The 25,754-nt window shown below is 45.0% G+C and carries 21 protein-coding genes; 1 reads left to right on the forward strand and 20 read right to left on the reverse strand.

The features are described 5' to 3' along the window. Positions 1-375: 375 nt before the first annotated feature. From AOU00_RS05830 to AOU00_RS05915, 19 genes are all read right to left on the reverse strand, one after another. Positions 376-999: a helix-turn-helix domain-containing protein gene (locus AOU00_RS05830; protein ID WP_061828713.1), complete on the reverse strand. Its 624-nt coding sequence runs from the start codon at positions 997-999 to the stop codon at positions 376-378. A 576-nt stretch (positions 1,000-1,575) separates the two neighbouring features. Beyond that, a complete protein-coding gene (locus tag AOU00_RS05835) occupies positions 1,576-2,268 on the reverse strand; it encodes an Imm3 family immunity protein (RefSeq protein WP_061828712.1) in 693 nt (230 codons plus the stop codon). A 22-nt stretch (positions 2,269-2,290) separates the two neighbouring features. Further along, positions 2,291-5,776 carry a deaminase domain-containing protein gene (locus tag AOU00_RS05840; RefSeq protein ID WP_069290158.1) on the reverse strand — a complete coding sequence of 1,162 codons (3,486 nt, stop codon included), beginning with the start codon at positions 5,774-5,776 and terminating at the stop codon, positions 2,291-2,293. Between the two features lie 68 nt (positions 5,777-5,844). Continuing rightward, positions 5,845-6,267, reverse strand: coding sequence for a DUF4280 domain-containing protein (locus AOU00_RS05845; protein WP_069290159.1), 423 nt, complete (start codon positions 6,265-6,267; stop codon positions 5,845-5,847). 26 nt (positions 6,268-6,293) lie between these two features. Next, positions 6,294-7,718, reverse strand: a complete 1,425-nt coding sequence (locus tag AOU00_RS05850; protein WP_069290160.1) for a phage baseplate assembly protein V — start codon at positions 7,716-7,718, stop codon at positions 6,294-6,296. Beyond that, a complete protein-coding gene (locus AOU00_RS05855) occupies positions 7,715-8,332 on the reverse strand; it encodes a hypothetical protein (protein ID WP_061828708.1) in 618 nt (205 codons plus the stop codon). The genes AOU00_RS05850 and AOU00_RS05855 overlap by 4 nt, the downstream gene beginning before the upstream one ends. 95 nt (positions 8,333-8,427) lie before the next feature. Then, a complete protein-coding gene (locus AOU00_RS05860; protein ID WP_061828707.1) occupies positions 8,428-9,198 on the reverse strand; it encodes a hypothetical protein in 771 nt (256 codons plus the stop codon). An 18-nt stretch (positions 9,199-9,216) separates the two neighbouring features. Further along, a complete protein-coding gene (locus AOU00_RS26535) occupies positions 9,217-9,369 on the reverse strand; it encodes a hypothetical protein (protein WP_172828266.1) in 153 nt (50 codons plus the stop codon). A 60-nt stretch (positions 9,370-9,429) separates the two neighbouring features. After that, entirely contained in the window at positions 9,430-9,942 is a 513-nt protein-coding gene (locus tag AOU00_RS05865) for an RDD family protein (RefSeq protein WP_061828795.1), read from the reverse strand. A gap of 62 nt (positions 9,943-10,004) precedes the next feature. Next, positions 10,005-12,656 (reverse strand): Hsp70 family protein, encoded by a 2,652-nt coding sequence (locus tag AOU00_RS05870; RefSeq protein ID WP_069290161.1) that lies wholly within the window; start codon positions 12,654-12,656, stop codon positions 10,005-10,007. A 31-nt stretch (positions 12,657-12,687) separates the two neighbouring features. Beyond that, positions 12,688-13,377, reverse strand: a complete 690-nt coding sequence (locus AOU00_RS05875) for a hypothetical protein (protein ID WP_028542472.1) — start codon at positions 13,375-13,377, stop codon at positions 12,688-12,690. After that, entirely contained in the window at positions 13,374-14,693 is a 1,320-nt protein-coding gene (locus tag AOU00_RS05880; RefSeq protein WP_069290162.1) for a normocyte-binding protein, read from the reverse strand. Before AOU00_RS05880 ends, AOU00_RS05875 begins: the two co-directional genes overlap by 4 nt. Before the next feature lie 47 nt (positions 14,694-14,740). Next, positions 14,741-16,618 carry a serine/threonine protein phosphatase gene (locus AOU00_RS05885; RefSeq protein WP_069290163.1) on the reverse strand — a complete coding sequence of 626 codons (1,878 nt, stop codon included), beginning with the start codon at positions 16,616-16,618 and terminating at the stop codon, positions 14,741-14,743. 22 nt (positions 16,619-16,640) lie between these two features. Continuing rightward, entirely contained in the window at positions 16,641-17,471 is an 831-nt protein-coding gene (locus AOU00_RS05890) for a PP2C family protein-serine/threonine phosphatase (protein ID WP_069290164.1), read from the reverse strand. Positions 17,472-17,506: 35 nt separating this feature from the next. Next, a complete protein-coding gene (locus AOU00_RS05895) occupies positions 17,507-18,034 on the reverse strand; it encodes an FHA domain-containing protein (protein ID WP_069290165.1) in 528 nt (175 codons plus the stop codon). A gap of 68 nt (positions 18,035-18,102) precedes the next feature. Beyond that, positions 18,103-18,651: an FHA domain-containing protein gene (locus tag AOU00_RS05900; RefSeq protein WP_023989858.1), complete on the reverse strand. Its 549-nt coding sequence runs from the start codon at positions 18,649-18,651 to the stop codon at positions 18,103-18,105. Between the two features lie 32 nt (positions 18,652-18,683). Next, complete coding sequence (locus AOU00_RS05905) at positions 18,684-19,133, reverse strand: J domain-containing protein (protein ID WP_069290166.1); 450 nt, start codon at positions 19,131-19,133, stop codon at positions 18,684-18,686. A gap of 130 nt (positions 19,134-19,263) precedes the next feature. Next, a complete protein-coding gene (locus AOU00_RS05910; RefSeq protein WP_013311475.1) occupies positions 19,264-19,689 on the reverse strand; it encodes a hypothetical protein in 426 nt (141 codons plus the stop codon). 119 nt (positions 19,690-19,808) lie between these two features. Further along, entirely contained in the window at positions 19,809-21,977 is a 2,169-nt protein-coding gene (locus AOU00_RS05915; protein ID WP_023989860.1) for a hypothetical protein, read from the reverse strand. A 638-nt stretch (positions 21,978-22,615) separates the two neighbouring features. Here AOU00_RS05915 and AOU00_RS05920 point away from each other — a divergent pair. Continuing rightward, positions 22,616-24,703: a vWA domain-containing protein gene (locus tag AOU00_RS05920; protein WP_230585121.1), complete on the forward strand. Its 2,088-nt coding sequence runs from the start codon at positions 22,616-22,618 to the stop codon at positions 24,701-24,703. A gap of 43 nt (positions 24,704-24,746) precedes the next feature. Here AOU00_RS05920 and AOU00_RS05925 read toward each other — a convergent pair whose 3' ends face one another. Continuing rightward, positions 24,747-25,658 (reverse strand): serine/threonine protein kinase, encoded by a 912-nt coding sequence (locus tag AOU00_RS05925; protein ID WP_039272919.1) that lies wholly within the window; start codon positions 25,656-25,658, stop codon positions 24,747-24,749. Positions 25,659-25,754 lie beyond the last annotated feature (96 nt).

The following is a 25,754-nucleotide window of genomic DNA, read 5'->3' on the forward strand; positions in this document are numbered from 1 at the left end:
GGAGCGGCGGCGGAACTCCATCTTTGACTCTTGAGTAAAGTATCTATAAAGAGTTATCCGCCGTCTTTACCCTCCGTCCAAAAATCAAGAAGCTCCCCCCGAAATCGCAGGCCGCCAACGGCGTGTCTGCTGTTTCTTTTTCAAGTGATTCTTAGCTTGATTCTTCTTGAATTGAATCTTATTTATGATTCTTATTAGTGAGACTATCGGACGGTTCACAACAGACTCTAAGTCTACGATTCAGACTCTCTGTCTAGCATTGCCGACTCTCTGTCGAAATCATAGACACAGAGTCTATAGCCTTGATTTCTTGCCTTGAACCGACCGTGTGACGGCTATCTGGACAAAGAGTCCGCTGAAATAAGAGACTCTCCATTATGCTCCGTTGACATCTGGCGGAAATCGCTTGGCAAATGCGGTCATCAGGAACTGCTTGTAACTAGCCAATGTTTCCGTTTCAGCGAATTTGTCCATCGGCAAGCGTCTTTCATGAAGTCTTTGGAGTCGGGCGGTATATGCCATGTAATCGTCACTCTTTACGACTTCCTGAATCCACAGCGTCAGTTCTCTCTCGTTTACCTGCTTCCTCACACTTCCAATGAACTCATGAGTCTTCTCTGACACGAGCAAATAAGGATGTACGTGAAGATAGTTCGGCAGGTAGTACGTATTATTCTTGCTCTGACTCACCAGAATCAGCTTTTTCTCTGCCAGTTTTGCAATATGACGCTCTACGGACTTGGAACTGCATCCTAGATTTCGGGCAATCATCTCAATAGTGGGGTAGCACTGGCTCTGGTCGCTCATATACGCGACAATATCGACGAAAATCAGCTTCTCATACGGACTTAAACCGTAACACCGATGGATTTTATGCGGCAGGATGGTATACCCCTTGTGATGCCCTGTAAAGTTACTCTCCTTGGCAACATCATCCATGTACGCATTAGCGGCTTTATTATTCTTAACGAACCAGAAGTCGTTGTACTTCGTTTTCATCTGCAATTCCTTCTTGTGCTGTTATACCGCTATCGGGCGGCTATGGAGTAGGGAAGGCGGCTAGCCCGAAACGTCTCCTTACCTGTCTATGTCAACTGGTCGTCACCAGATTTGTTTATTCACGATAACCATCGCGGCAAGTAGTCCATTCGTTGTGGACAATATGCAGATATGTCCTGACAATATTAATGGTCGGGCTATCCATCCTAGAAGGTGCGATGGTTTAGACAGCTTATCTATCGGGACGGCGTATTCTACAGTTGCAAGTAAATTTGAAAAAAACGCAAGAAAACGAAGATAACAAAAAACAGGTCAATTATGATGGTATCTAACCATAATCAACCTGTTCAACGTAACGGAATAGCGTTATTTAGGTTATAAAATTAAAGCATTTGATGTGCGTACAACCGAAATGAAGAAATCTTTATACGGGTATTACATGGGTTATATGTGTTATTGGTTGAATGTTGGGTTCATTCGGCACTGGGTAGCCCCTCATTAAATATAAATTTGAGTCAGTATTGAACAAATTTATCTCAGTTGAGAGGTTACACAGTTTATTTTACAGACCCCCTTTCAACTATTGTTTGATTTATCCAATACTTTATTAATAAGATTTATTAACTGATCTTTTTCTACTTGAAGAAGTTGATCCTTTGTATCGTTAACATCGAAACTTTTTATTTCTGAAACGATTTCATCTGGGATTAGGTAATTTTGCGTTATGAGTATCTCCCCTAAAGTGGTATACACAATCATTTTCTCACTGAGAGTATTCTCGCAATCTCGTCCAAACCGACTTAACACACTATTTGTAATTTTTTCCACATTCATATCAGCACTTTTAATACTGAGAAAATATTCATTCACCTCATCTATCAATTCTTCATAGTACCATCTTGCCATACGACAAATATCTATCGGCATTCTTTTAATATTTTCTAAAACACCGTTGTATTTGGACTGTAAATCGTCGTATTGCTCCGTGGTGAGTTTCTGCTCTTGCTTAATTAACAAAAAATCTATTTGATTTAATTTCTTTAATAGATTGTCCCTTGTATTAACCAATACCCTTAATTGTTCGGAAACTATCAGTTGCCCATAAGTAGTGAGTATAATCGCTTTCTCTGTTTCACTACGAGACATTAAGCCATCAAAATCGTACAAAGTTCTTGCAATTGCTTCTACCGTGCTGAGCTTATCTTCATTTTTGTAATCTTCATAACATTCATAGAACTCGGCAATATAATCTTCGTATGATTTCTTCATCATTTATCCTCCACGTATTAAATCATGGCTCAATTAGTTTTCCGTTATTATGAATTAATTCAATTGTAATACCAGAATACTTTTCTTTAAATTTGCTGATAACCAAATTACAACTTCCACATGTATCTTTTTCCGTAAACATAGTAATTGTACCCTTCGCTTCTCTATTATCCCCAAGTTTCTTATCAATATCATTCAAGATCTTATATTCAGTATCCATATCTCTGAGAATAATATCACCTTTACCCTCATCCAAAGCGGCCTTAGTAGCAGGAAATGAAGGGTTTTCTGGGTCTAAAGAAAATTTTTCAGTTCCGGGAATTTTTTTGTTCGGATCACTAATTTTACTATGTGCAAAGAATTCTGACTGATCAAGCCCCTCAATTTCCGCTTTAACATATGCAAAATTCCCTTTATCTTTATATTTATTAGATAACCCTGATCTAGCTTCTACAACTTTGTCAATGAGATACTGTTCAGTTTCAAGATCAATAGGTCTGGCAGGAATCCAGTCATGATAAATTATTTCTCCAGTTTTAGGATCAATTGGTCTTACCTCATCAGCTACATTACTCGTCCCCTTAGTTTCAAGCGGCATCTCCTGTTGTTTGCTCACTTTGGGAGCTGTAAGTTTAATACTTGAACTGGATGGCTTGGCAGCTATATTAATCTTCCCTTTGGAGATAGATCCCGTCTGATTAATCTCGGGAGAAGTAACCTTATACTTGCCTGCTCCACTTGTGTTCAGACGAGGTTTAACTTTCACTGGTTTGGTAGTAACATTCATCTTCTCTTTGGAGATGACTTTCGCCGGATTGACCTTGGGAGAAGTAACCTTATACTTACCTGTTCCGCCTGTGCTAAGACGAGGCCTAACTCTGGCTGGTTTGGTAGTAACTTTCACCTCTTTAGAGATAGCTTTAGCTAGATTGATCTTGGGAGAAGCTTGAACTTTCATTCTTTGTTTGAGCAACGATAGCATTTGAGAAGTCTTGCCGTTACTTGTGAGTTGTCTTGCCGATGTGTACACTTTTCCCATGTTCGATTTCACTAAAGGGCCTAATCCAGCAAAAGCTCCACCAAACGCCCCTCCAAGTGTCGTCCCTGTCACTAAGGCTTCTGCTAATTCGTCACTCTTTGAGCGATCATGGGTCAGAGAAAGGCCAACAGATTGTAATCCACCAGATATGCTCCCTGTAAGAACCCCGTTAGAAATTTTTTGGGATACCTCTTTATTCATTACTTTCCCTATACCGTTTGCTAATTTGTTTTCAACGGCTTGTCCTGCTTTGGTGGCCAAAGTGCTTTCTGCAATTTTGACTGTACCTGAATAAAATCCTTGCCCTTTGATACCAGATCCAGGAGGAGTTAAAAGGTTCCCTGCGACGTTCCCTGCAAAATCACCTAATTTATCTACCGTTTCATTTCCCGTTGATGCTACCTCATACTCTACGGGGCTGCCATTAGCAGCAGCAGATGAAGTACTGAAACGCTCAATTGCTTTACCCGCAGTAGTTTCTAGTAGAAAATAATTAATCCCATCAACCCCAGGAACTAGAATATTCTTCTTCATCCATTTCAATGTAGGATTTGAAGGGTAAGTGGCTGTTAGCTCCCTTTGTCTTTTCTCATACTCTGAGATTTTCTCTTGTGGTTTAGGTAGTGCATTCACTCTCTTTACCCATTCATCTAATGCTTTCTTATCCCCCGCAGCCCCACGAGCTAGTAAAGAATTAGTCAATAGATAATGGGCATTCAATGGATTAGGAGGAGCAACATTTTTAGGTACGCTTGCCAGTAGCGATAAACCTGCTTTCGTATAATTCTTTTTATATACGTTTACGCCCGTATTTAAAGCCGTTGCCACAGATCCAACTATGGGAATCATACCTGCTACACTTAGACACGTTTGTACCTTGTTAAGTATTCCGTCCAAAATCCCCGACTTCGGGTTCATCTTGGCTACGGTTTTCCCAGGAGCAGGCTTGCTCTGAGATGCCTTCATTTCATTATAGGCTTGTACCGTCATGAGTGGAGGTTCTGGTACAGGAGCTAGATCGGCAACATATACAGGACGCTTTATAATTCCATCCAGATTGACTTGAGATGAGCGAAAATCAGTCTCTCCATCAAGTATCAAACTGCTTCTCGCTGCCTGCATATATATAGACTCCCCAGCCTGCATACTCAGTTTAGTACCTGCATCCAACGTCAACGTCCTTCCAGCGTAGATGGACAGTTCACCTTCACTTTGAACTTGCACTCCATTTTGATCTAGTTGGATATACACCTTACTCATCTTCGCCGTCACCAACACTTCAGATGGACTTAGCTTCAGTTCCTTACCTCGGTTTGTCCCCCAATACTTGACGTCAGGATCAGTCAATTTGGGAGTGGATGACTTACTACGCCGTACAGAACTCTTCACAAATCCTTCCGACTCTCGTTCATTTGGAAATTGCAATTGTACTGTATCACCTAGCTCAGGCATAACGTACCATCCGGTATGCCCCTCTGCTGAGAATCCTGTGTCGTAAGGAAACCACGTTGCCTTGCTCTTATCTTGTCGTTCATCAATGCTCAGATGTACACGCACTTGGTCTCCCATAACCTCGACAACTTTACCTTCCAAGGACGCCCCACAAATTTGGGCATTACAATAGAGGTTTTGATGTATTCCCTCGCTCTGGACCAATGTGTATTCATGCAATAGTAATCCACTTCGTATTTTGGATACAATCCGGGTTACAACAAGCTCTTTGCCTCGAAACCGCAGGTGATCTCCCGGTCGGAAATACTGTCCACTTTCTACAGTATAACAGGTCATATGTAATGAAGCTGATGTCTCAATCGTGTCCTCTGTTTCTCCTATTGCTGCAAAACTTCGTTTTGTGCTGTATACCACCTCATTTAATTCACCTACATTCCCTTCAGGTATACCGAACCAAAACTTAGGTGTTTCAGCAGCAACTTCTGGTACCAAAACACCTCCGAACCGGGAAGCCATACGTTTTAAAAAAGCCCAATCCGTTTCTCTATATTGTAGAGTAAATTCTCCTAATTTGGTATTTTGAGATACAGTATCAATAATATCCGATCCTTCATACTTGGAAAGAATCTGTCTTTGTAACTTATCATAGGTTAGATTCTGATCTTGAAAGGATCGGGTAATAGGCTTTATATCTAGTTGAATCGTATGTGATACCGCTTCTATCTCAATATAATAAATATCACGAACTATTTTCAAATCCACATGCGTAATTTCTCCATGAAATAATATCCTTACACGCTTACCAAGTTCATCTTTTTGAATCACTTCTACAGACTCGGAGGCACCCTCCATTTGAATCAAACGAGCCTGCTCTCCTTCTGGAAAAATCCCCCGAATTCGTAGGAAGGCGTGATCATTTAAATTTCGTTCAATATGCAGTTGTTCTATATGTTGTATAGGATAAATACCGACAAATTCTAAACTCTGATAACTCGATATTTTCTCAACTTGGCTCACTGAGTATATTCCCCCTCTCTTACAACATCACCTAAAAAAATTGCAAAATATCTATTGGGATTAAACATTCAATCCAAATTCTGGCCATCGTTCTCAATACTTATGAACCCACAGTATAAACATGAGTTTGAACACTGGTCTGTTAGCGAAGCCTGTCCTTCTACCAAGACATCTTTTTTTCCACCTATCCATGGCTTTGTAATCATTGGAATACAGGGGGCTTTTTTCACACCGTAAATATCAACCATATTGCTATTTAAAACTGCGGGATTAGTAAGGCTGAAACAACGTCCGAAACCTGAAATATTATCACCCGGCAAATAGTCACTCACATTCATCTGCGCTTTATCCTTGATATACACTCCATGACTGAATGGACGCTTGAGTCGCGTCGGTTGCGTACCAAAGCTACATTTTAATATTGCTCCTGCAACAACGTAACCTCTCTTGTCAGCTGAATTGGCCTGTAAAATCATTTGTTCTTCTGCCATCCTACTACCTCCTATACTTTAAGCAATCAGTTTGTTTTCACTTCACTACCGATTACACTAGTATCACCACCGAGCACGATGTTGCTGCTCTGGCTAGATAGGGCAACTTCCTCTCCGGCAGAAATTTTTATTTTTTTACCCGCACTCATATGAATATTTCCTCCAGCAGAAAAACTGATAGCCTTGTCACTTACAATCTGAATTCCACTTCCTTGATTCAACTGGATAAAAATGAAATCGTCTTTACCTGTAATTACGATTTCATCAGGTGTCATTCGAATTTCCTTGCCATGCGGTGTACGAAAAATCTTGGTATCAGGACTGTCAATCTTGTTGTATCCATCTTTAGTGCGATCTTGACGGGCCGAACTACTAGCAAAACCCTCTTGCTCCTGATGTGCTGGAAAATACACTCTTACAGTATCACCTATTTCAGGCATAACGTACCATCCACTATGTCCTTCAGCTGTATAACCTGTTGCATAAGGGAACCAATGCGCTTTATCTTTAGCTTGAACTACATCTATTTCAAGATGCACCTTAACTCTGTCTCTCTGAATCGCTATAACCTTACCCTGCAACGATAAACCGATCATTTGTTCATTAAAAATTTCCCTTTGGCGAAGACCTTCATGTGAGGTCAATGTATAAATACACTTCAATATTCCTTTACTCATTTCGGTTAGTGCTTTATATATAAACAAGGTTTTCCCATGAAAAGTAACCTGATTCCCTAGTTCAAGGACATGATTAGTCTCTACAATATAGTCTATAAAATGGTTTTCTTGGATATTAGCTGTACCATTTTCAGAAAAATAGCGGAAGGAAGACATACGTTTACTAATGGTATAATGATAATTTTCCAAGTTCACTGGGGCATTAACTTCTTCCACACCAAAATAGAATTTGGGGGTGCTAAACGTAGAAGCTGGCATAAGAGATGTATGATAACGTGAAGCGATCCGTTTAAGAAATTCCCAATCTGTTTCGCGGTACTGTATTGTTAGTTGATTTAATGATGCTCCTGCGGTTGCTGAGTCAATAATATCAATTCCAGGATAATCGTTAGCAATAACCTTCAATAATCCAGCCATTTTCATATGTTTATCTTGAAATGAACGACTCTTCTTACATATGTCAAGCTTGTAAGTATGAGATATAGCCTCAACTTCAAGATAGTATACCCCTCGTACGAATTTCACTTCAATCTCCAACACTGTACCACTAAATATCAATAAATACTCGCCTTCCTCTGTAATCTGGGATACCTCGATTAAAGAATCTGCCTCTGTCATTTCTACGTAGGTATCCTTCAGTTCTTCGGGTACAATAGCAGTAAATTTTAAACGTGTGTGATGGTTCAATTGCTTCTCAATTGTCAACTCCTGTAGATTAACTAATTGATAGGGTGTAATTTGCACATTGCTGTATGTTGTACTTAAAACCTTCATATTAGTTCACCTTCCCTGTTGGCCTGAATTTCTAAAGACCCCATCATACCTTTTGCTATCGGCCGCCACAGTTTAACCTCTTCTTTCATACAGCTAAAAGTAATGATAAGAGCACGCTCCTCTAATGTGACAAAACAAGCCAGATTGTAGAGCGGAGTACTCAAAGTGGGCGTTATAAATTCACAATATCCAGCTAACTGATTTTTAATATTGATAATGCCGTCTCCGTACCATTCCATAAGCTTTTCTGTATTTTTAAGAATATTGACCATTTCATTTTTAAATGGCTCCATCTCGGACTCCGAAAGCTCACTTAATGTATGGTTAAATGTAAGATTTGTTGTACCCGTATTATTCGTAAAAATAAGTCCCGGTCGATGGCAAGATGGATACTTTAACAAAGCATCTTCTTCCTCCATTTTCTTAAACGTTTTCGGCATGGTCATGGATATACGCTCATTCAGCAAAATGCGTTCAGTTAAAGAAACAGTCTCACCGTTTAAATGTATTAACGTCTGCAGGGAAATCGTTGACCAGTCTTTAACAGATACAGATAACTTCTCTTGCTTTAATGAGTTCATTAATGCTAAGATTTGCTCGTCCATATACTCCATATCATCAGCTCCTTGGCCTCATTATCAACCCATCGATAATATGACCGTTTTCCAAATTGATTCTCTTACTCAATAGCTACTATGACTCTAAACTGCTAATCTACCAGCATCCGTTGACCACCTGAGCGAGCGACACCCATGTTCATACGGCGTCCCCCTTTTTCCTCCAATACACGAGACATGACCTGATGTAACTTACTGGAATCGTAGTCTCGGTAAGCTGTCCCTGATCGGGATGACAAATAATGAAGAACGGCTTCACGTTCAATAAAGCCTTGATTTAGACACAGCATCGCAAAGGACAGATCAAGTGGATCTGACGTTCCACGACTGATAAGCTCACGTGCGAACATTTTGAAAATACAGGAAGGTAGCGTCGGCAAAGTTGTACCTGCCTGTTGTACTTGAATAAGGTTAAATGTGTTGAACTCTGTTGCCAAATCGGCAAAATCCACATAATCAGATCGTAATAGAGCGCCTGTTTTGAGCTTAAATCTGCCTAATTCCAGCTCACGCTGATTAACTTCTTCCTCTTCGAGAGCAATTTCACCCAAATAACGCTGAAAATCGGCAGTGGATTGCTCTTCTTGAAATTTGATTTTCAACACCGATAGCCGGCCTGTAGCCGCATACGGCACTTCCTGCTCCTGCTCCAGCAGGTATAGTCTATCCTTGTGCTTCACGATGCCTCTACCAATGGTCAGCGTGTTCTCCCCGACAGTTACGTTCATTCCGGTGATAATGCCATCCGAAAAATCCTGATACCGGATATCCAGAAAACTGCGCGGGTAGTCTCGCAGATTCTCCAGCATCTCGGTTTTTAGAATACGGCCCTTCTCAAACTTCGGGACGATATGCGTTAACATGGTGCTCCCCTCCTTTCTCTATTCTTCTTTATTTAGGGGAACAGATAGCCGATTCACACCGGGTGCAGGAGGTGGAACAGGAACTGCATCATCGATGGGTTGAGCTTTTCTTACTCCAAGTAATCCAGTAAATAGGCGAATATTCTTTTCTAAAAATCTGCGTATATCCATCTTGCTCCCCCTGTTTGAAGACTACGGTTCATTATGATCTTAGAATCTATTTATCTACCTTTACATCCCGGTTCCGCGATCAGCCTGCTCACGAAGGATATAGTCCAGCTCGCGTTTGTCCACAACATAGGTACGGGCGATCAGATCGTGAAGAGCCTGTTTCCTAGCCGTAAAGCCTGCCATGATAAAACCGACGAACAAAATGATGACTGATAGAAGCTTACTCCAGTAGCGTGCACTTGCACGTCCAAAGCTGAGCTTATGGTTAAACTCATCTACCACAACGATGCCGAGAGCCAGCTTGCCCACCGTTGCTTTGCATTTGGACGATTCCATAAGCGCATAATATAGCCATATAGCTCCCCAATTCAGCAAGGTCTGCCCTATTGTTTTCATTGTAAAAGTATAAGTCGATCCATCTGAGATCAAAGAGCTTTCTGCCGGAGACGGTACCCAATCCCCTAAGGTCCGAATCACAAGCCAGATCAATCCAATTATTAAAAATACAAACCATACAATAAGGCTATCGATGATATAAGCCAAAGTTCGTTTCCAAAAACCTGCATACAGCACGTTATCCCCTCCAAATGTTGTGTACTTTTCTGATTTCAGCATTTTGCGAAATCCTTAATTTACTATTTCGTGCCGTCAAAGAAATCCAGCTCGGAGAGATCATTTTCGAAAGCAAAAAAGCGTTTGGGTCCCAGATGCAGCAATTCATCTCGGCGGGTAATCGGGACTACATAAAAGCCCCAGCGGCTATCTCCGACAAAAACAAAATATTTCGTTTCCCCATTACGGATGGAGTCCGTATCATCCTGCGGGATATCCCGCCCGTACAGCACGGCAATTTCCTCATACGGCATGGGTTCAAAAGCTTCTGGCCGACTACGGTACACATGACGCTGACGCAGCTTGCCGCCGTCGGCCGTCAGGAAGAACTCTACCTCAGCCGCATGAGACGGCCGGGAAATAGAACCGCGTACCCGGTTGCTTTCCAAATTCGCAATCAGCTCTTTCTCGCGTCCCGTATGTGTCCATGCGCTGACCGTGTACGGAATAGCCGGAATATGATTGGTAATGACAGGCTCAATCGTGCCCATTTTTTTAGCGTTCAGGTAACGGATAGCCCCGCGCAGACAGGCCATTTTCAACTCAGGTACCCGGCTGAGGTCCTCTGCCTTTTGACGGAACTCAATACTGCGCCCTGGTACAAATTCCTTGAGTGCTTCGCGAAATACGTCAATCCGGCAGGACTGCCCAGTTAGCTTGATAATCGAATAATCCTGCAAGCGCCCCTCCAGATAAAACTCATCCAGAAACTTGCGCACAATATTGTAGATGTCTGCCTTAAGAAGCTGCTGTATCTCCCGAATGTTAAACACCACATCAGGCAACCCATATTCATCACGAAACCGTCCGTTCTCGATGACTGATACTAGCCAACGATCCATCACTGCAATGTTCAGGTCGCTTTCAGCAGATAATACCTGCTCGGATTCGAAGCGGCTGCGCAAGATCCCCGTACGTAGAAAAAATTCCTTTTTCATATTTTCTGCCGCGCTCCACAATAGATGAAAATTACTCAGTACCCGCTGATATTCATCCCGTGTAGCATGCTCATACTGTTTGAACGCGGTAGGCAAGATGGCCTCTGCCTCTCGGTAGCGCTCCTCCAGTCCCGCATATACAGCATCTACACCAAACTCATCCACATGACGGTACAAATCTCCTGAAGGAATACCGATCAGGGCATCAATATCGGTGTCAGGCAAACGAGTCTCGGCAGCATAATAACCTGCAAATACAATTTTCATAAACTGCATAATCCGATACGTCAGATTGTTTCCACCAAAATTGGTATCCCCATTTTCATACGTTGTGTGAATATCCAGCTTGTAAGCAATACGTCCGTCCTCAATTCGGAATCGGCAGGAAGACAAATCTGTGGTGCCTCCACCACAATCAATGACAAGTGCCTGATACTCCTCACCGTCCGCAAAAGTCCCTCGTTCCATCTGGTCTGCCAGCGTGTTGTACAGCACAGCCAGCCCTTCGTCCAGCGCATCCTCCGCTTCGATCTGGTAATCAGGCAAAATATCACTAAACATCTCTATAAACTGGGGCTGCAGCTTGACCGGAGCAGAAAAGTGCAGGTTGCGGAACCGACACTTAAATTGCTGCTCGGCTGTAGCAATCACATAACGGATAAAAGCAGCTAAAATATCACTGCGGGAAGCGGTTGCTGTATTCCCCTCGGAATCCATTAATTCCTCGATTCGCTTATAATCGTTGACCCACCGCTTGATCCCTCGCAATACTGTCGCACGGCTGCCTGCCACGTCAGATCCACGTAGTGCATCCTCCCCAAATACATAAAGGATATGTTCCGGATTGGAGCAGTCTGCGACGCGAATAGCAGTCGGCAATACTTCGATCCAGTCGCCCTCTGCCCCTTCTGGGCCGGGGAATGACACATAATTGATGGCGTTCAGCCTTACCGTGCTGCTCATACCTGTATCAGGGGCCGTAACGTAGGAACTATCCAAATAAGCACCTGCTGTGGTGTTCGAGGTGCCAAAATCAATCGCAAGTACCGCATCTGTAGTTTCAGTGCCCCGAATGATCAGCTCTGCCACCGGAACCCGGTGACCTTGAAGCTTCAGCGGCAGCATTGGCTTATCTCCATAGTAGAGGTTATAGAAATATTCTGATTCCTGTCTTCGCAGAAATAATAGGCTATAACTATGATTAGACGTCTCTCGCAGTTCAGCATCACGATGACGAGAAAGATAATATACGCCTGTTCGCCCCTCATCCTTCACCAAATTCAAAACACCGCCCAACTCTCCCATCGCATTCACCAGCAGCACATTAGATGAGCTCAGCCAAGGCAAATCGGATTCGATCCGGTAGTTGTCCATGCGACCTGTGCGTACACCCTGATACAGTGTGATTTTGGCGGGAACCCGGATACCGCTACTCTCCTGCCGACGGTCATTCCAATTTCGCTGTAGTGCCGATTCCATGCGTTCAAAACCACCAGGATTCGGCCTTGTGATGAGTAAATGCTCTTCCGCACTCCGAAATCGCAAAATCACGCGAATCAATTCTTCACGTGCCAGGCGATTGGCAAATCCCTCGACCAGTCGTTCCTTATCGCATATCCCGCGTAACTGAAAGGTCGTCATTTGCTCCAATTCCGCCCGCGTGTATTTCGCCGTGAAGCGTATGCTTTTTCGATCGGTGAGCGGGTCTAGCAACCTGTATGTATAGGGTCCGTTCATCGTTCACATGTCCTTTCTTAGCCATTTAGCCTTAATAGAGGGCGATAGCGTCTATTTTCATCGTAGGATCTTCCTCTAAAATGCCGAAATGACTTGTCCAATACAATTCCGTCGTAAAACGTGCCGGAAGAAACAAATCCAGAATCAAATCCACTTTAATCCGTGACAATGGCGTCTCCTCTTGGCCGATATAGATGAGTAATTCGTCTTTTTCCTCACAATTGGTGTAAATGATTGAGCGATGAAAGACGCGCCGCATCGTTTCTTTTAGCAGATGTACGGCTTCTCCCGTCTCATACAGGCGCAGTAATCCTTCAGCAATCGCGTCCTGATCCTCACGGTTTAATTGTCCAAAGCCTTCCTTTACCTTCGGGCCAAAAATGCCCTCTGCAATATCACGCCGAACAAACCGGATATGGTACTCCCGCCGATTCATCCCTTGATACAAGTCCATTTCCGCCAGAAAATGCATCATAATATCAAATAGCGATTCTCTCAGCTCCAGATACTCTTCAGCATCCGGTGGAAACAGATCCCGAAAAATAGAATAAAAGCGGTAGTACGGATTGATTTCCACTACCTGCTCCAAATGGGAAGTATTCAACTCTGCCAGACTAAGCTCCATATACGGAGAGTAGCTGACAGCGGGTACGAAGCGGAATTTATCTACATCCAGCCCCTGTTCCCTCGCGCGCATGAGCAAATCCCAGACGTAATTCACACCCATTCTCCTTCACACTTGTACTCTGGAAAATACATCTGCACTTCCGATACCAGAAAGCTCATTAAATCGGATAAAATATAAGCAGGCGCGGTTGGCGAAACATCGTCAGAACCACGTCTGAACCCCAAACGCATGGTCTGCTTGCCTTCCTCTGTCCGTACGTTATCGCTGACAAACGGATTTAACGGATACGTCTGGGTTTTGGTTACAAGGTTGCTTACATCATTTCTCCCTGCACCTCCCCAGATGTCCACACGTTCCAGCTCCAGCCCCTGCGCTGCTTCAAACGAGTTTACGATGCGCATGATTTCCGCTTTGGCACGGACAATCACGGCCTGTTTTCCTGCATAGCGGCCCAAAAAGCTGTCCTGTCGCCGATTAGACAATAACGGATAAGTCTGACGACTAAGTCTCGTTGTAACAGGCTTCGTAACCTTCAACACATTCCATTCGCCAGATTTATCACGTGGTGTGACAATCGTCAGTTCCTCTTCTGTACGCTTGATATACCGGATATCGCCTTCAGTCCCGTCAATCAAGTAACCATGCTCAGGACCTGTTTTTCGCAAAGGCAGCACATGCTCATAGTTCACACGATCCATAGCGGGTATAGGAAAACCGCTGTTCTTTAGAGATAGCCTTTCAATGTTCCAAAGCGGAAAAACGTCGCCCTTCTTAAAAACGTCGAATTCCTCCAATGAAATTGTAATTTCATGAATTTCTTCATGGGCGGCCGGCTCGCCGTCTCCACCAATCAATACACAGTCCACAAACTTATAAGCGTACGGGTGATTAATTGTTTTCCATGGCATACCATTTTGCATAAACGTGTGATATAACTGCTCAATTTCCAAAATATAAGAACGGTTATGCTCCAGACGAAAACGAATCGGATAATTGCCGGTTTCCGTGACCAACATTCCTGAGAAAATTCGCTTGCTGCGCACCAGCGCTGAGATACGTTCGGTCTCCATCTCAAGAAAAAGCGTAAACAGCGGCATCGCACCGCCTTCGCGTACCACCTCTGCCACACGGCTGATGTCCATCTGCTTTTCCTCCGTATCAGACGGTAACACAGGATATAAAAATTCATGAATTGGGTCATAGTCCTCACGCGATGTCAATGACACGTACACATCAATCTTTTCTTCCGTATTCTCAATTTCCTCAAATACCCGCCGTTCTAGCTGGCGGGTCATTTCTTCCTGATATTCGACGAGGTTCATAAATACCCCCGCCATCATATTTTTCAGTAAACGTCTCTGCTCTAAATCGTCCATCTTGCTCAAACGGTCCTGTACCAGCTCTTTCACGACGTCTCACTCCTTTCCGGCTCCAGCATTCATTGAACATGAAAAACTTAACCTCCGTTCGCAGCAGCCCGATCTTGGTTCTCTGAATCAGACGCCCCTGCTGCTTTAGAAGCGGAATCAGCAGTTCCTTGCTCTTTGTTGGTATCCACCTTGGCCGAAGGGGCAGTTCCATCGCCTGTACCACTGCTCTTTGCAGCCGAAGAGGCTTCCTTCTTCGCGGGTGTAGTTCCCGCTGAAGCCGTTGGCGCAGCCTTCGTTTGCGATTCTGCAGCAGGGGTTGCAGCAGCGGAAGATGAAGCTTCACTCGCTGTGTCCCCTGCGTCCGTGTCGTTCAACGCTCCGTCAGACAATCCCAATCCAGCAGGAAGCTGACCATTTTTCTGCTGTTCCGCGCTCTGCTTTTCCTCCGCCTTGGCAATGCTCCGTTCCAATGCCAGAACACTTTCGAGCTTATCAATCTCCTGATAAATTTCCTGTGCCCCGCTATAGGCATCAATGGCTCCTTCATAATCGAGATCCTTCATCATCCGATCCCCTTTGGCCTGAAGTTTTCCAGCTTGAATCTCCTTGAGCTGCTGCTGAATAGCTGTCAATTTATCGTTGGCCTCGGTAATTTTCTTCTCCAGTTCTTTTTGCGCGGACGTATAACCGGATTCCATCGCAGCCTTGTTTGCTTTCTTGTATAGCTTAAGCGCATTCGTGTAATCGCCGCCCTGAAATTTTAAATCTCCGTCCTTCATCCAGCTCGCTGTCTCGGCATAGCTGTCCAATTGATCGATTTTATGCTCAATATCCTTCACATTAAACGGTGGATATAGCCCGGCGCTTTTCCGTGCTTTCTCGTAGCTGGCTTCAGCTTTGGTAAAGTCCGCCTTTTCCACGTAGCCGTCTCCGTCCACCAGCAATTGAGATAGTTTCTGCTCGGCTGTATACAGTCGCTTATGAATCTTATCGTTAATTTTAACCGCCGCGTTTTTCGCTTCGCTGTAGGACTTGAGCGCCTTCGCATAATCTCCTGTCCTTGCATAATCGTCTGCGGCTTGGGCTGATTCGATCATCGTTTCCAGTGCAGCTGCCTTATTCGCAGCCATACGAGCCAGCGTAATCCATGCTCCCCCGCCCACAACAATAAAAACAAGCAAAGCAAGCAAAATCCGTTTGATCAACTTGCGGCGGTTTTTAGGCTTTTCCTGAAAAACTTTATTTACATAAATGGCCGCAGCCGTGTAATTATTCACCGTCCGATGCTGTTTGCTTAGCAGAACCTCTTCCAAGGTGTCCGTCAGCATGACCGGGTGCTTCGCTTCCTCCAGCGCCCCCAGCATTTCCGCCAGCTCAACATCCTCCCACATCCCTGAGGTGGCAAGCAGGATTACATCTCCATCTGCAAGCTGCGTCTTTTTGGCGTAATGGGCATGAACTCCATTCGGATTTCCCAAGTATTCCAGCAGATTACCTCGTTCCTCATGTGTGCTGGTCGCTTCGTCTGGAATGCGTCCATCATCTGCCAATGACTGAGCCAGACTATGATCCTTACTGCGAAAATTAAGCCTTCCATTGCGAAAATGATATAGCCGCACATTACCGCACGAAACATACACCATTTTGTTATAGTTGGTCACTACCATCAGCAGACTGGCTTTGAGCCGAACACGACGGCTTTCAAATTGCAGCCATTCCTGCGCTTCACGCAGATCTCTCATCAAGCGCCGTTTGGACATGGAAGGCTTCTCCATGAAGTTTTCCAGCACCGTTTTGACAACCATTTCTGCGCTGCGCAGCTCCTGATCCGAATCCAGACCGTCTGCGAGGACATAACAGGCCATGTCGTCCGTCTCCATGAATGCAAAATAGTCCCGGTTGTCTATGTAAGAGCCCGCTTCCGACACAAAGGCGGTACTAAAATCGCTGTTGTCCTTGCGCATCGCTACCCCCGTCTTTCTTGTTTCATCCTATCGCCAAAATAAGTACTGTCGCATTATCCTGACTTTTAAAGCCTTTATCATCAATGGCGTCGATCATGGCATCCGCTGTTTCCTGCGGTGTTCCACCCTTGCGCATAATCTCTTCCAATTCAATCTCCGTCAGCGCCTCCTGAATGCCATCGCTGCACAGCAGCACATGATCGCCTGAATACAAACGAATCGGTGCATTACCCATTTCCATGCTCTCAAAGCCCTCATAGCCCAAGTAGTTGACCAGTTGATTGCGCACTGGACTCGTTTTGGCTTCCTCCGAGGTCATTTGTCCAGCAAGCACTCGTTCCTCCAGCAGTGTTTCTGCTGTATGCTTGGAATTGACTGTCTGGAAATGACCATTGCGGTAAATCGTAATCAAGCTGTCGCCCACCGCTCCGTAATACAGCTGATAGCCGCACACAATGACCGCAGCCAGCGTCGTTCCTCCGCCCTGTCCGTTCAAATTTTGCAAAATGCCGCGATTGCTTTGAGTTGCCGCCTCTGTAAAATATCCATTCAAATTCGTTGCATCTTCCAGCTTGGCAAACGCCTTCGTAAAAGTAGTCACAGCCAAGGTACTGGACATACGCCCATTGGCCAGCCCACTAATACCGTCTGCGACAACAGCCAGCGTACCGACAGGTGTCGTCATACTGGAGAAATAATCATCCTGCTCGCTCCGGCTCCCGATCGTTTGACCATTTCCGATCTCAATTCCACTCACGGTACGGCTGCCGGAACTTCGCGTCAGTCGTATACGGATCATAAGCAGAACAGCGAATAGTACCGCAGCTCCACTTACAACAAAATAAGGCTGCATATCGTTACCTCCCTGCACCATTGCCCAATTCCGTCCTAGTTTTCGTTATCCCACTCAAAATGGGCGCCACACAGCGGGATAAAGATAAATTTGCTGTGTCCCAGCTGAATCACGTCATAGGCAGCCAGCTCTGCTGGTGAATATACCGCCTCGTTATTGTGGTACGCCAAACCTGATGAATCGCCTGGCAACAAGTAAAAGTTACGTTTCTTCGGATCATACACAATGACCGCATGATTTCTACGGGAAATCGTGTTGTCCCCGATAATGCGGACATGCATTTCCTCTGCGCGCCCGATAAAGTTTTTCTCCGCCATAATGCGATAATCCTGACCCACCTGTGCTCCTTCGATGCATACCAGCCATCCGGTTACCGGATGAATGCCCACCGTCTCGCCCAAATACGGCATTGTTTTGTCGTTATCTCCTGCGACGTTTGTTTTCGCCACTGGCTCTGCGCTCTTGGGTGCAGCTACATTTACTACCGTATTGCAATAAGGACACGTATTTCCGTGCTTTCGTGTACTGAACATGTGTCCGTTCGGGCATCTTGTCAAACTCATAGTCGGTTCCTTCCCCCATTGTCATGATTGTCTTTTCAAGCGATCTGAGGATTTTGCAGCATCCTCATCTATTTAACGAGCAGTCTCGTATTGGCAATATATAATAAATCACCTGAGTAAATCCGGTATGGCTCACCGCTTTCCAACTTCTTGGTTACACTTTCGTTAGCAGACCGCAAGCCTGTACCATTACCGGAATCCACATCCTCCACAAACCAGTCGCTGTTCACCCGGTTGAGCACCGCATGCTCCACACTTACCAGGGAGGCATAATCTGTACCTACCAAATCAATATCCGCCTCCGAACGTGACGTTGTTTTACCGATTAATAGCGACGTTTCGCCTTCGATATACCATTCTTTAATGGACTCGCCCTCTTCATCAATCAACACCAGCTTGGCAATCCGCTGACGCTGTGCCTTTGGCTTAGCCACAGGTACAACGGACACCAGATTACGCAGTATGTATACAAGCACGCCGATTCCAATACCTATCGCGACCACGGTTTTCAAACCGCTGTAGCCTGTACGATTAAACACATAAAAGGCGATCGCCAGCATCAGCCCGAACATGGCAACATCTATGATGAAAACCCATCTGTTCTGCGCCGTTTTCACTGCTTGCTTCCCCCATTTCTATCCTGAAATCATCACTTTTTACGAATACCGAAAAATTGGTTAAACATCGCGGAGGTATCCGTCGGATCATCGGGTTTTTTCGTTTTTTTCCCTGGTGAGCCCTCCTTCGTTTTCGGATGAAAACCAAAAAATTGCTCAAAATCAGTTCCTATATCAGCCGGATTGAATCCTTTGGCTGCCGTACGCGCACCCCTGGAGGATGCAGCCCCTCTCCCTCTCTCTTGCTGTTCCCCGCCAGCTCCCTCAGTTTTTCGGATGAGCTCGGCATCGTATGCCTGCCGCAATGCTTCGTCACGCAAGGTATTGTAAGCCTCGTGAATCAGCTTGAACTTGCGCGTTGCTTCCTCGCTTCCCTGGTTGGTATCAGGATGATACTTTTTGGCCAGTTTACGGTAAGCCTGCTTAATCTCTGCCTCCGAAGCATCCCGGCTGACACCGAGCAGCTCATAGTAGTTGGTCATTGTGTGATGTTCCCCTCTCCGAAAAAAATAAATATTAAGAGACCCGTAGGCCTCTTAATATTTATCCACCCTGCACTTGTGTGCCGGATGAGTGTGTGTTTAAGCTGCACTTAACGTGAAGACGTTAAGCTTAAACCGGATATCCGCCGTCGATTGTAGCCAGCTCGGTTTTGTCTTTCTTTTGTTTGATGTAGAGTGTAAATGCACCTACACCTTCTGTGTCGCCGAAGTGCTCGTTGTAGTCTACAACGAAAGCATTCGGGAAGTGGATTTTACGCACAACTTGATCAGCTGCGATAACTTCCAGTGTTACTTTACGGTAGCTGTCTGCTTTTTCAGCAGGAACCAGAGACCACAAAGCCAGTTTCAGCGTGTCATCCGCGCTGTCACCGTCTACGGCTGTGATGATTTTACCGCTGATGCGCAGCGTGGAGCCTACGTCAGTGGAGCGTGCATTGGAATCGTCCGGTGTATCGGTGTCATAAATAACCGTTTGGATGTTATCCAAGCCCAGCTCGATTGTTTCTTGTCCTTCTACTTTCAATCTGAATCCCATGTGTGTTGCCTCCTTGAAATTAGGTAATATGATGGCGGGAGATGCAAAGCTTCTCCGCGATTTATGTATAAAGGCGGTTCTGGATAGAAACGCCTCTAACATCTTTCGTAGTGCTCGGATCATGATTTGACCGAGCTGGTTCCCTTAGTGATCATGACTTCCAGGTTCTTCACATTACCGTTGAAGACCAGATCGATATGGCACATATTGCTTTTCTCATCAATAATGAAGCTCATATCGTCTCCATCCTGAATGATCGAGTTAACAGATCCTCTGCTGCTCAGCCACTTGCTCTTCTGACTGCTCGGATTGTTACTGAAGAAGCGGACGATATTTTCGTGTTTGAAGTCCCCTGTCTGGTAGCGTAAAATACGTTCAATGTACGTGCTGACCAGCGTCTTGTAGATGGAGTCAAAACCGTCCTCGGACATCGCCATGCTTCTCGCCTTGTAGACGGTAATCCGGCGGATATCCTTATCCTGGATCTGAGCATTCTCCGACGAGAATACAAAGCCGAAGTTTTTACGGTTGATGGCATCCTTGATCGTGTTGGTGAATCCGGTGATTTCCTTGGCCATCGTCGTTACCGTGCGCAGGCTGTTGTCTCCGGCTTCAATGTCGAAGCGTACGCCAGGGAAGTTTTTATTGACCGTTTTGAACGTCTCACGCAAGTACTCAGGACACTGATAGGAAGCGACCAAGCCAGCAGCAACGTAGGCTGCACCTACATAAACACCCTCGATCCACAGCTTGAGAATATCCTCTTTCTCCTTAGAGAGCTGTACACCGTCTTCGGTCTGTAGCATTTTGCTGTCGATAATGACACCCGATTTGTCCTTCGGAATAATCGTAAAGTTCGGTACGCAAGGAATGGCAAATTCGCTATATTCTCTGCGAACGAGACTGGCGCATTTATCGACATATTTGTCGATGCCTGCTGTCGCCATACTGTTGAAAGTCGTTTCTTCACCGGATTCAAAGTTAAAGAACATTTGAATTTTGTAATCCTTCACGACTTGCAGCAGCATCGAGAGCGATTCCATAGAATTTCCGCCCTGCTTAACGACCTTCTCGTTGCCCTTGAAGCGTTCACGTGAAACCTTTACCTTACCGGCTGCTTCCAGCTCGACGGATGGAACGATACCGAACCAGATCGTGTCGCTGAATTCATTCTTAGCATTCACAGTGTTCAGGTACGTTTCCAGGCGCGGGATATTGCTGCTTTTCACCAGCATGTCCAGCTTGTTGTTCGCCACCAGCATTGTCGGCAGCATGCCTTTGCTCTTCGTTGCATATTGATCGAAGAACATTTTGACACCGAGGATTTTCTCCACAAGCGGCTTAACCGCCTTTACGAAATCGTCCTTGGCATTTTTATAGAACTCCAGATACGTGTTGTAGTTTTGAACTTCAACCGCTGTATCCACCTTGGTCTGAACAGCTGGCAGTGGCACAAATGTGCGAACCACCAAATCCTTCACATAGTCAGAAGGCGTATCTGTGATGGAGTTATAATCCTCTTCGAATACTTGGGAGAGATCGCCAGTGCTGTTTTCATCCAACAGCATCAGCTCAGTGCTGTCGCTCTTCGGCGCTTCAATAATTTTCAGTTCGCCGCTTTCCCCAATGGAGAGCATACCCACCTGGATCAGTTCACCGGAGTTTTCCTCTTGGGCGCCACCGAGCAGAAGGCGGGTTTTGATGTCCTCAATTGCCAGTGGGAGCATAGCCATAACGTTGTTATAGTTCTGACTCGCTTCCTCGAACATTCCATTCAGCTTGTCACCCATGTCGAGTTTCTTCGGATCGCCATCATCCAGCTTGTCGTATTCACCGTACATATAGTGAATCTCTTTGCGGACTTGACGAATATCATCCATAACCTTTTTCGGTGAAATCATATCCAGCAGATTTTCAAATTTGAAATCTACATTGGTGATTCCTTGACTGCGCTTGGTATCAATGAGCGTAAACAACATTTTCAGAAAATCATTACTTTGATTTACACGAATTTCAGAAATGCTATCCTCATCAATTCCCTCTGGCTTTTTAAGGGTGTAGACGACTTTTTGATTGGCCGCGTTAAAAAACGAATACACGGTCGGTGAAAACTTATCCAAAAATTCGTCAAAGCTGCGCACCAGAAGGTGCTGATTAATTTCCTTGATCTTCTCATCGCTCAAGCTGTCAATACCCTTCACATCACCTACAATGGTGATCAGGTCCAGCTTTTCCGGGTTAATCTCTTCAAAAAGCATTGTCCGGTTGGTTTGATAAATGATTTCCATCGCTGTCGGCAAATGAACAAAGTATGAGTTATAGGTCCATTGCTCCATATACGGACATGGGATGTCCAATTTGAAACGGACGAAACTCATTTTTAGTTCTTTTGCCTCCTCCCCCCTACTTAACATTTAAATTCGTCAAAGGATTGAGCTTATACCACATTTAAGGTACAGGCATGTAACCTCGAAAATCGGTCCGAAGCGTTATTCGGCTTTTAACGGCAAAGCATGCAAATGAGATGTATTTCCAAAATCAAAAGTCAGATAACACAGAAATTTTAAATTTATGATTTCGTATTCCTAACTTCAATCCCAATTTTTGCCGTTGATACGAGAGCTATCATACAAAGCACCCTTCAGTTTTGTCAATTTCTGTAGTCTCAGATTGAAACAGGGCATTTTGACTCATTTTATGCGTGAATACGTAATTTTCATGATATGTTAGACCTGTTTCTTCAGGGAAATATTCACAAATGGAACTCAATTACCGATAGAAGTCCATTGGATATTTCTGATAAGCGTAAAAGAATCAAATTCATGGCTAATGTGAGGGTTATCAGCTGTTTTGATCCTTTATCCCTTATATCCCAAGGATTAGGAGAGCTGATCCCCCCACGTTGGCCTCGGCGATGGAGGAGCTTATGTTCAGAATAAGGAAACTAGGGATTATCGTTTTCATGACTTTTGTACTATTTTTACAAATGAGCCTAAACGGGGTCATTTGCACTGTAAATCAGGCTAATGCAGCATCTTTAGGTGCTGTCCCGATCGAGGGTTACGATGCCGTTTTTGTACTGGATACCAGTTATTCCATGAGGGATACCGATCCTGAAGGCATTGCGGCCGAAGTCATCAATATGTTTATGGATTTGAGTGATGCAGACCGTACGCGCGTCGGATTCGTTGCCTACAATCACCATGTGGTCGCCTCGAAACCACTAACTTCGATTGCCGTGGCAGCGCAAAAATCCCAGATCCAACAGGAAATCAGAACGCTAAATCGTTCCGGTTATACGGATTTGGGACTTGGGCTGCGCAAAGGCTCAGAGCTGCTAGCGGCAGGAGCATCCCAAGGGCGTCAGCCTTTTATGATTCTGTTGTCTGATGGAGAGACTGATTTTGGTGCCTCCTCTGGTTCCCGATCCAAAGGTGACTCCAATAACGATGTGTCCTCTGTCATCAAATCTGCACAGACCAAGGGATATCCGGTGTACACAATTGGTCTGAACCATGATGGCACAGTGAACCGACAAGAACTCGAACGGATCGCTTCTCAAACGGGTGGAGCTTCTTTTATTACGAGTAGTGCCGAGGATCTGCCGGAAATTCTGAACCGTATTTTCGCCAGTCAAATTCGTTCCAAGCTCGTCCCAATTGCTGCAATTACGACTACTGGCGAGATGCAAGAATTAACTGTAACTCTACCTGATTCTAGTATGGAGGAAGCCAATTTGGTGCTTTTGTCGGAGCATCCCCTTCTGGAAACACAGCTATATTCCAATTCAGAAAATGTCCGCAGGTACAAGTCGAGCCGCTATGCGATTTTAAAAATCGAGCATCCACAGGCAGGTAAAGTGAAGTTGAAGCTACGGGGCATACGCGGGGATTTGGTGAAAATCAATTTACTTGGCAGCTATCGACTGGAAGCCGAAGCTACCATGGGAGCAAAGCAAGCAACGGCAACTCATGGCGACAAGCCTGTGCAGTTGCTGAAAGGTCAAGCGACACCGTTTCAAGCTCAGCTTCTGTTGCCGAACAATCAAAAGCTTACAGATGAAGCCGTATATACGTCTCTCCAAGCCCATATTGTAGTTACTCCCAAGGGGGGCACAGCCAAAAAGGTGCCTATGACCTATAAGTCAGGAGCCTTTCATACCGAATATGCGTTCCCTCAAACCGGGGATTATACATGGCAGCTATCTCTGGATAGTCCGCAATGGTACCGTAAGGGAATTGTACATAAGGTTCACGCGGCCAATGCAGCACCACAGGTCTTAAAAGACCTGACGATTCACCTGGTAAAAGAAGACGGCGATTCCCGTCGAAGTTTATCAGATTTTATTGTTGACCCCAATCATGACAAGCTGAACTATAAGCTGGATTCAGAAGTCGCTGGGGATACGGTCCATGCTGAGATTAACGGTAATGATCTGCTGCTATCCGAGCTCCACACAGGTGACTCTCAGCTGAAGATTAAAGCTACCGATCCGGAAGGAGCATCCAGCAGCGCTACACTAACCGTTTCTGTACAATCCCGGTATACAGCCATTAAATGGACGGTAGCCATCAGTGTCGTAGTAGCCGCTCTTCTGTATTGGTTCTTGCGGCCGAAGCCGCAGTTTGCCGGAAGAATTGAAGGATATTTTCTCGCTACAGCAAGTGGACAGGAGATTCCGGTAAAATCTTGGCCGCTCACCTCCTTTCCGGGCCGTAAGGTCAGCTTGCAGGAATTGTTCCGTACGCTTGACGTTCACGAACCGTTGCCAGAAGCGGAACGGATCGTATTTTCCGCAGGTAAAAAAGGGAGCCTAATCGTAAAACATGATACACGCTGTGCCTTACAGCATGGAAAGGTCAGATTAGCCCGCAACAAAAAAGCGGTCATGGAGTACAGTGACAAACTGTACATTACATTCGAGGATGGTGTCACTGAAATCGAGCTGCGATACAAAGCGATTAAACCGAATACTTCAGTGTACACCGACCATATCCAAGCTCCGACAGGATAATGTCCGTCACAACGTAAAAAAAGAGAAGCGCCGTCTCTTACGATTAATGAACCGTAAGAGTAGGGCGCTTCCCTTTTTTTATCCAATATTCCGCACGTAGTGCGGCTTTAAACCATCGAAGTGAACGGCAACGCTTGTTAGCCTGTACCTCCAGACCACGCCGAATGACATACGGCAGCAGAGAAAGTCCCGCATTTTCAATCTGAATCCGCTCAGAATGATCTGCAAACAATCGGCCTGGCACATCTGGCGGAGGTGTTCCTTTTCGGCAATAATACAGCGTGGCGGCCAAACTATAGATATCCGACACAGGCCCCTGCTGCGAACGATTAGAGTAAAATTCCAGCGGAGAATAGCCCGCCGTAGTAAAGATCGGATGCTCTTTGCCTTCAAAATGCACAGCCGAACCAAAATCAATCAGCTTGATGTTGCCATTTTCCCCAATCATAATGTTGCCCGGCTTAATATCCCGGTGAATAATTCCTTTGTCGTGAATGTACTCCATGGCATCAATTAAAGGTAGCACCGTGTGGTACAAAAAAGTGGGATCAGATGTTGGCACAGCTTCTTCTTTCATCATTCGATCCAATGTCTTGCCTGCACAGTATTCCATGACCAGATAGGCTGTTCCATTTTCCTCAAAGTGATCTATATAACCGACAATTCCCGGATGACTTAACTCCTTCAACATTTGCCCTTCACGCAAAAAATAATGCATAAACTCCACGTATTTGGATTGCATAGAAGTACCGCAAGTGACCGTTTTTCGATCCATCCCTCGCAAAGCCAGGGCATTCGGAAAAAATTCCTTCACAATGACCTTTTCTCGGTTATCCAACAGCCTTGCCGTATACACGATGGCCAGCTCACTGCGGGACAAGGCGCTTCGAATTTGATATGTATTTCGCAGCTTCGTATTGCGGGCAAGCAGATTCCCGCTTGTATCCACGATCATGACTCGTCCTCCTGTCAGGTTCTTAGCTTATGTCTTTTGTATATATCGGCTTATTACACATCTTTTTATTATACCGTAAAATAGATTATTGGAAAA

The organism is Paenibacillus polymyxa (assembly GCF_001719045.1).
GTDB classification, from domain to species: Bacteria; Bacillota; Bacilli; order Paenibacillales; family Paenibacillaceae; genus Paenibacillus; species Paenibacillus polymyxa_B.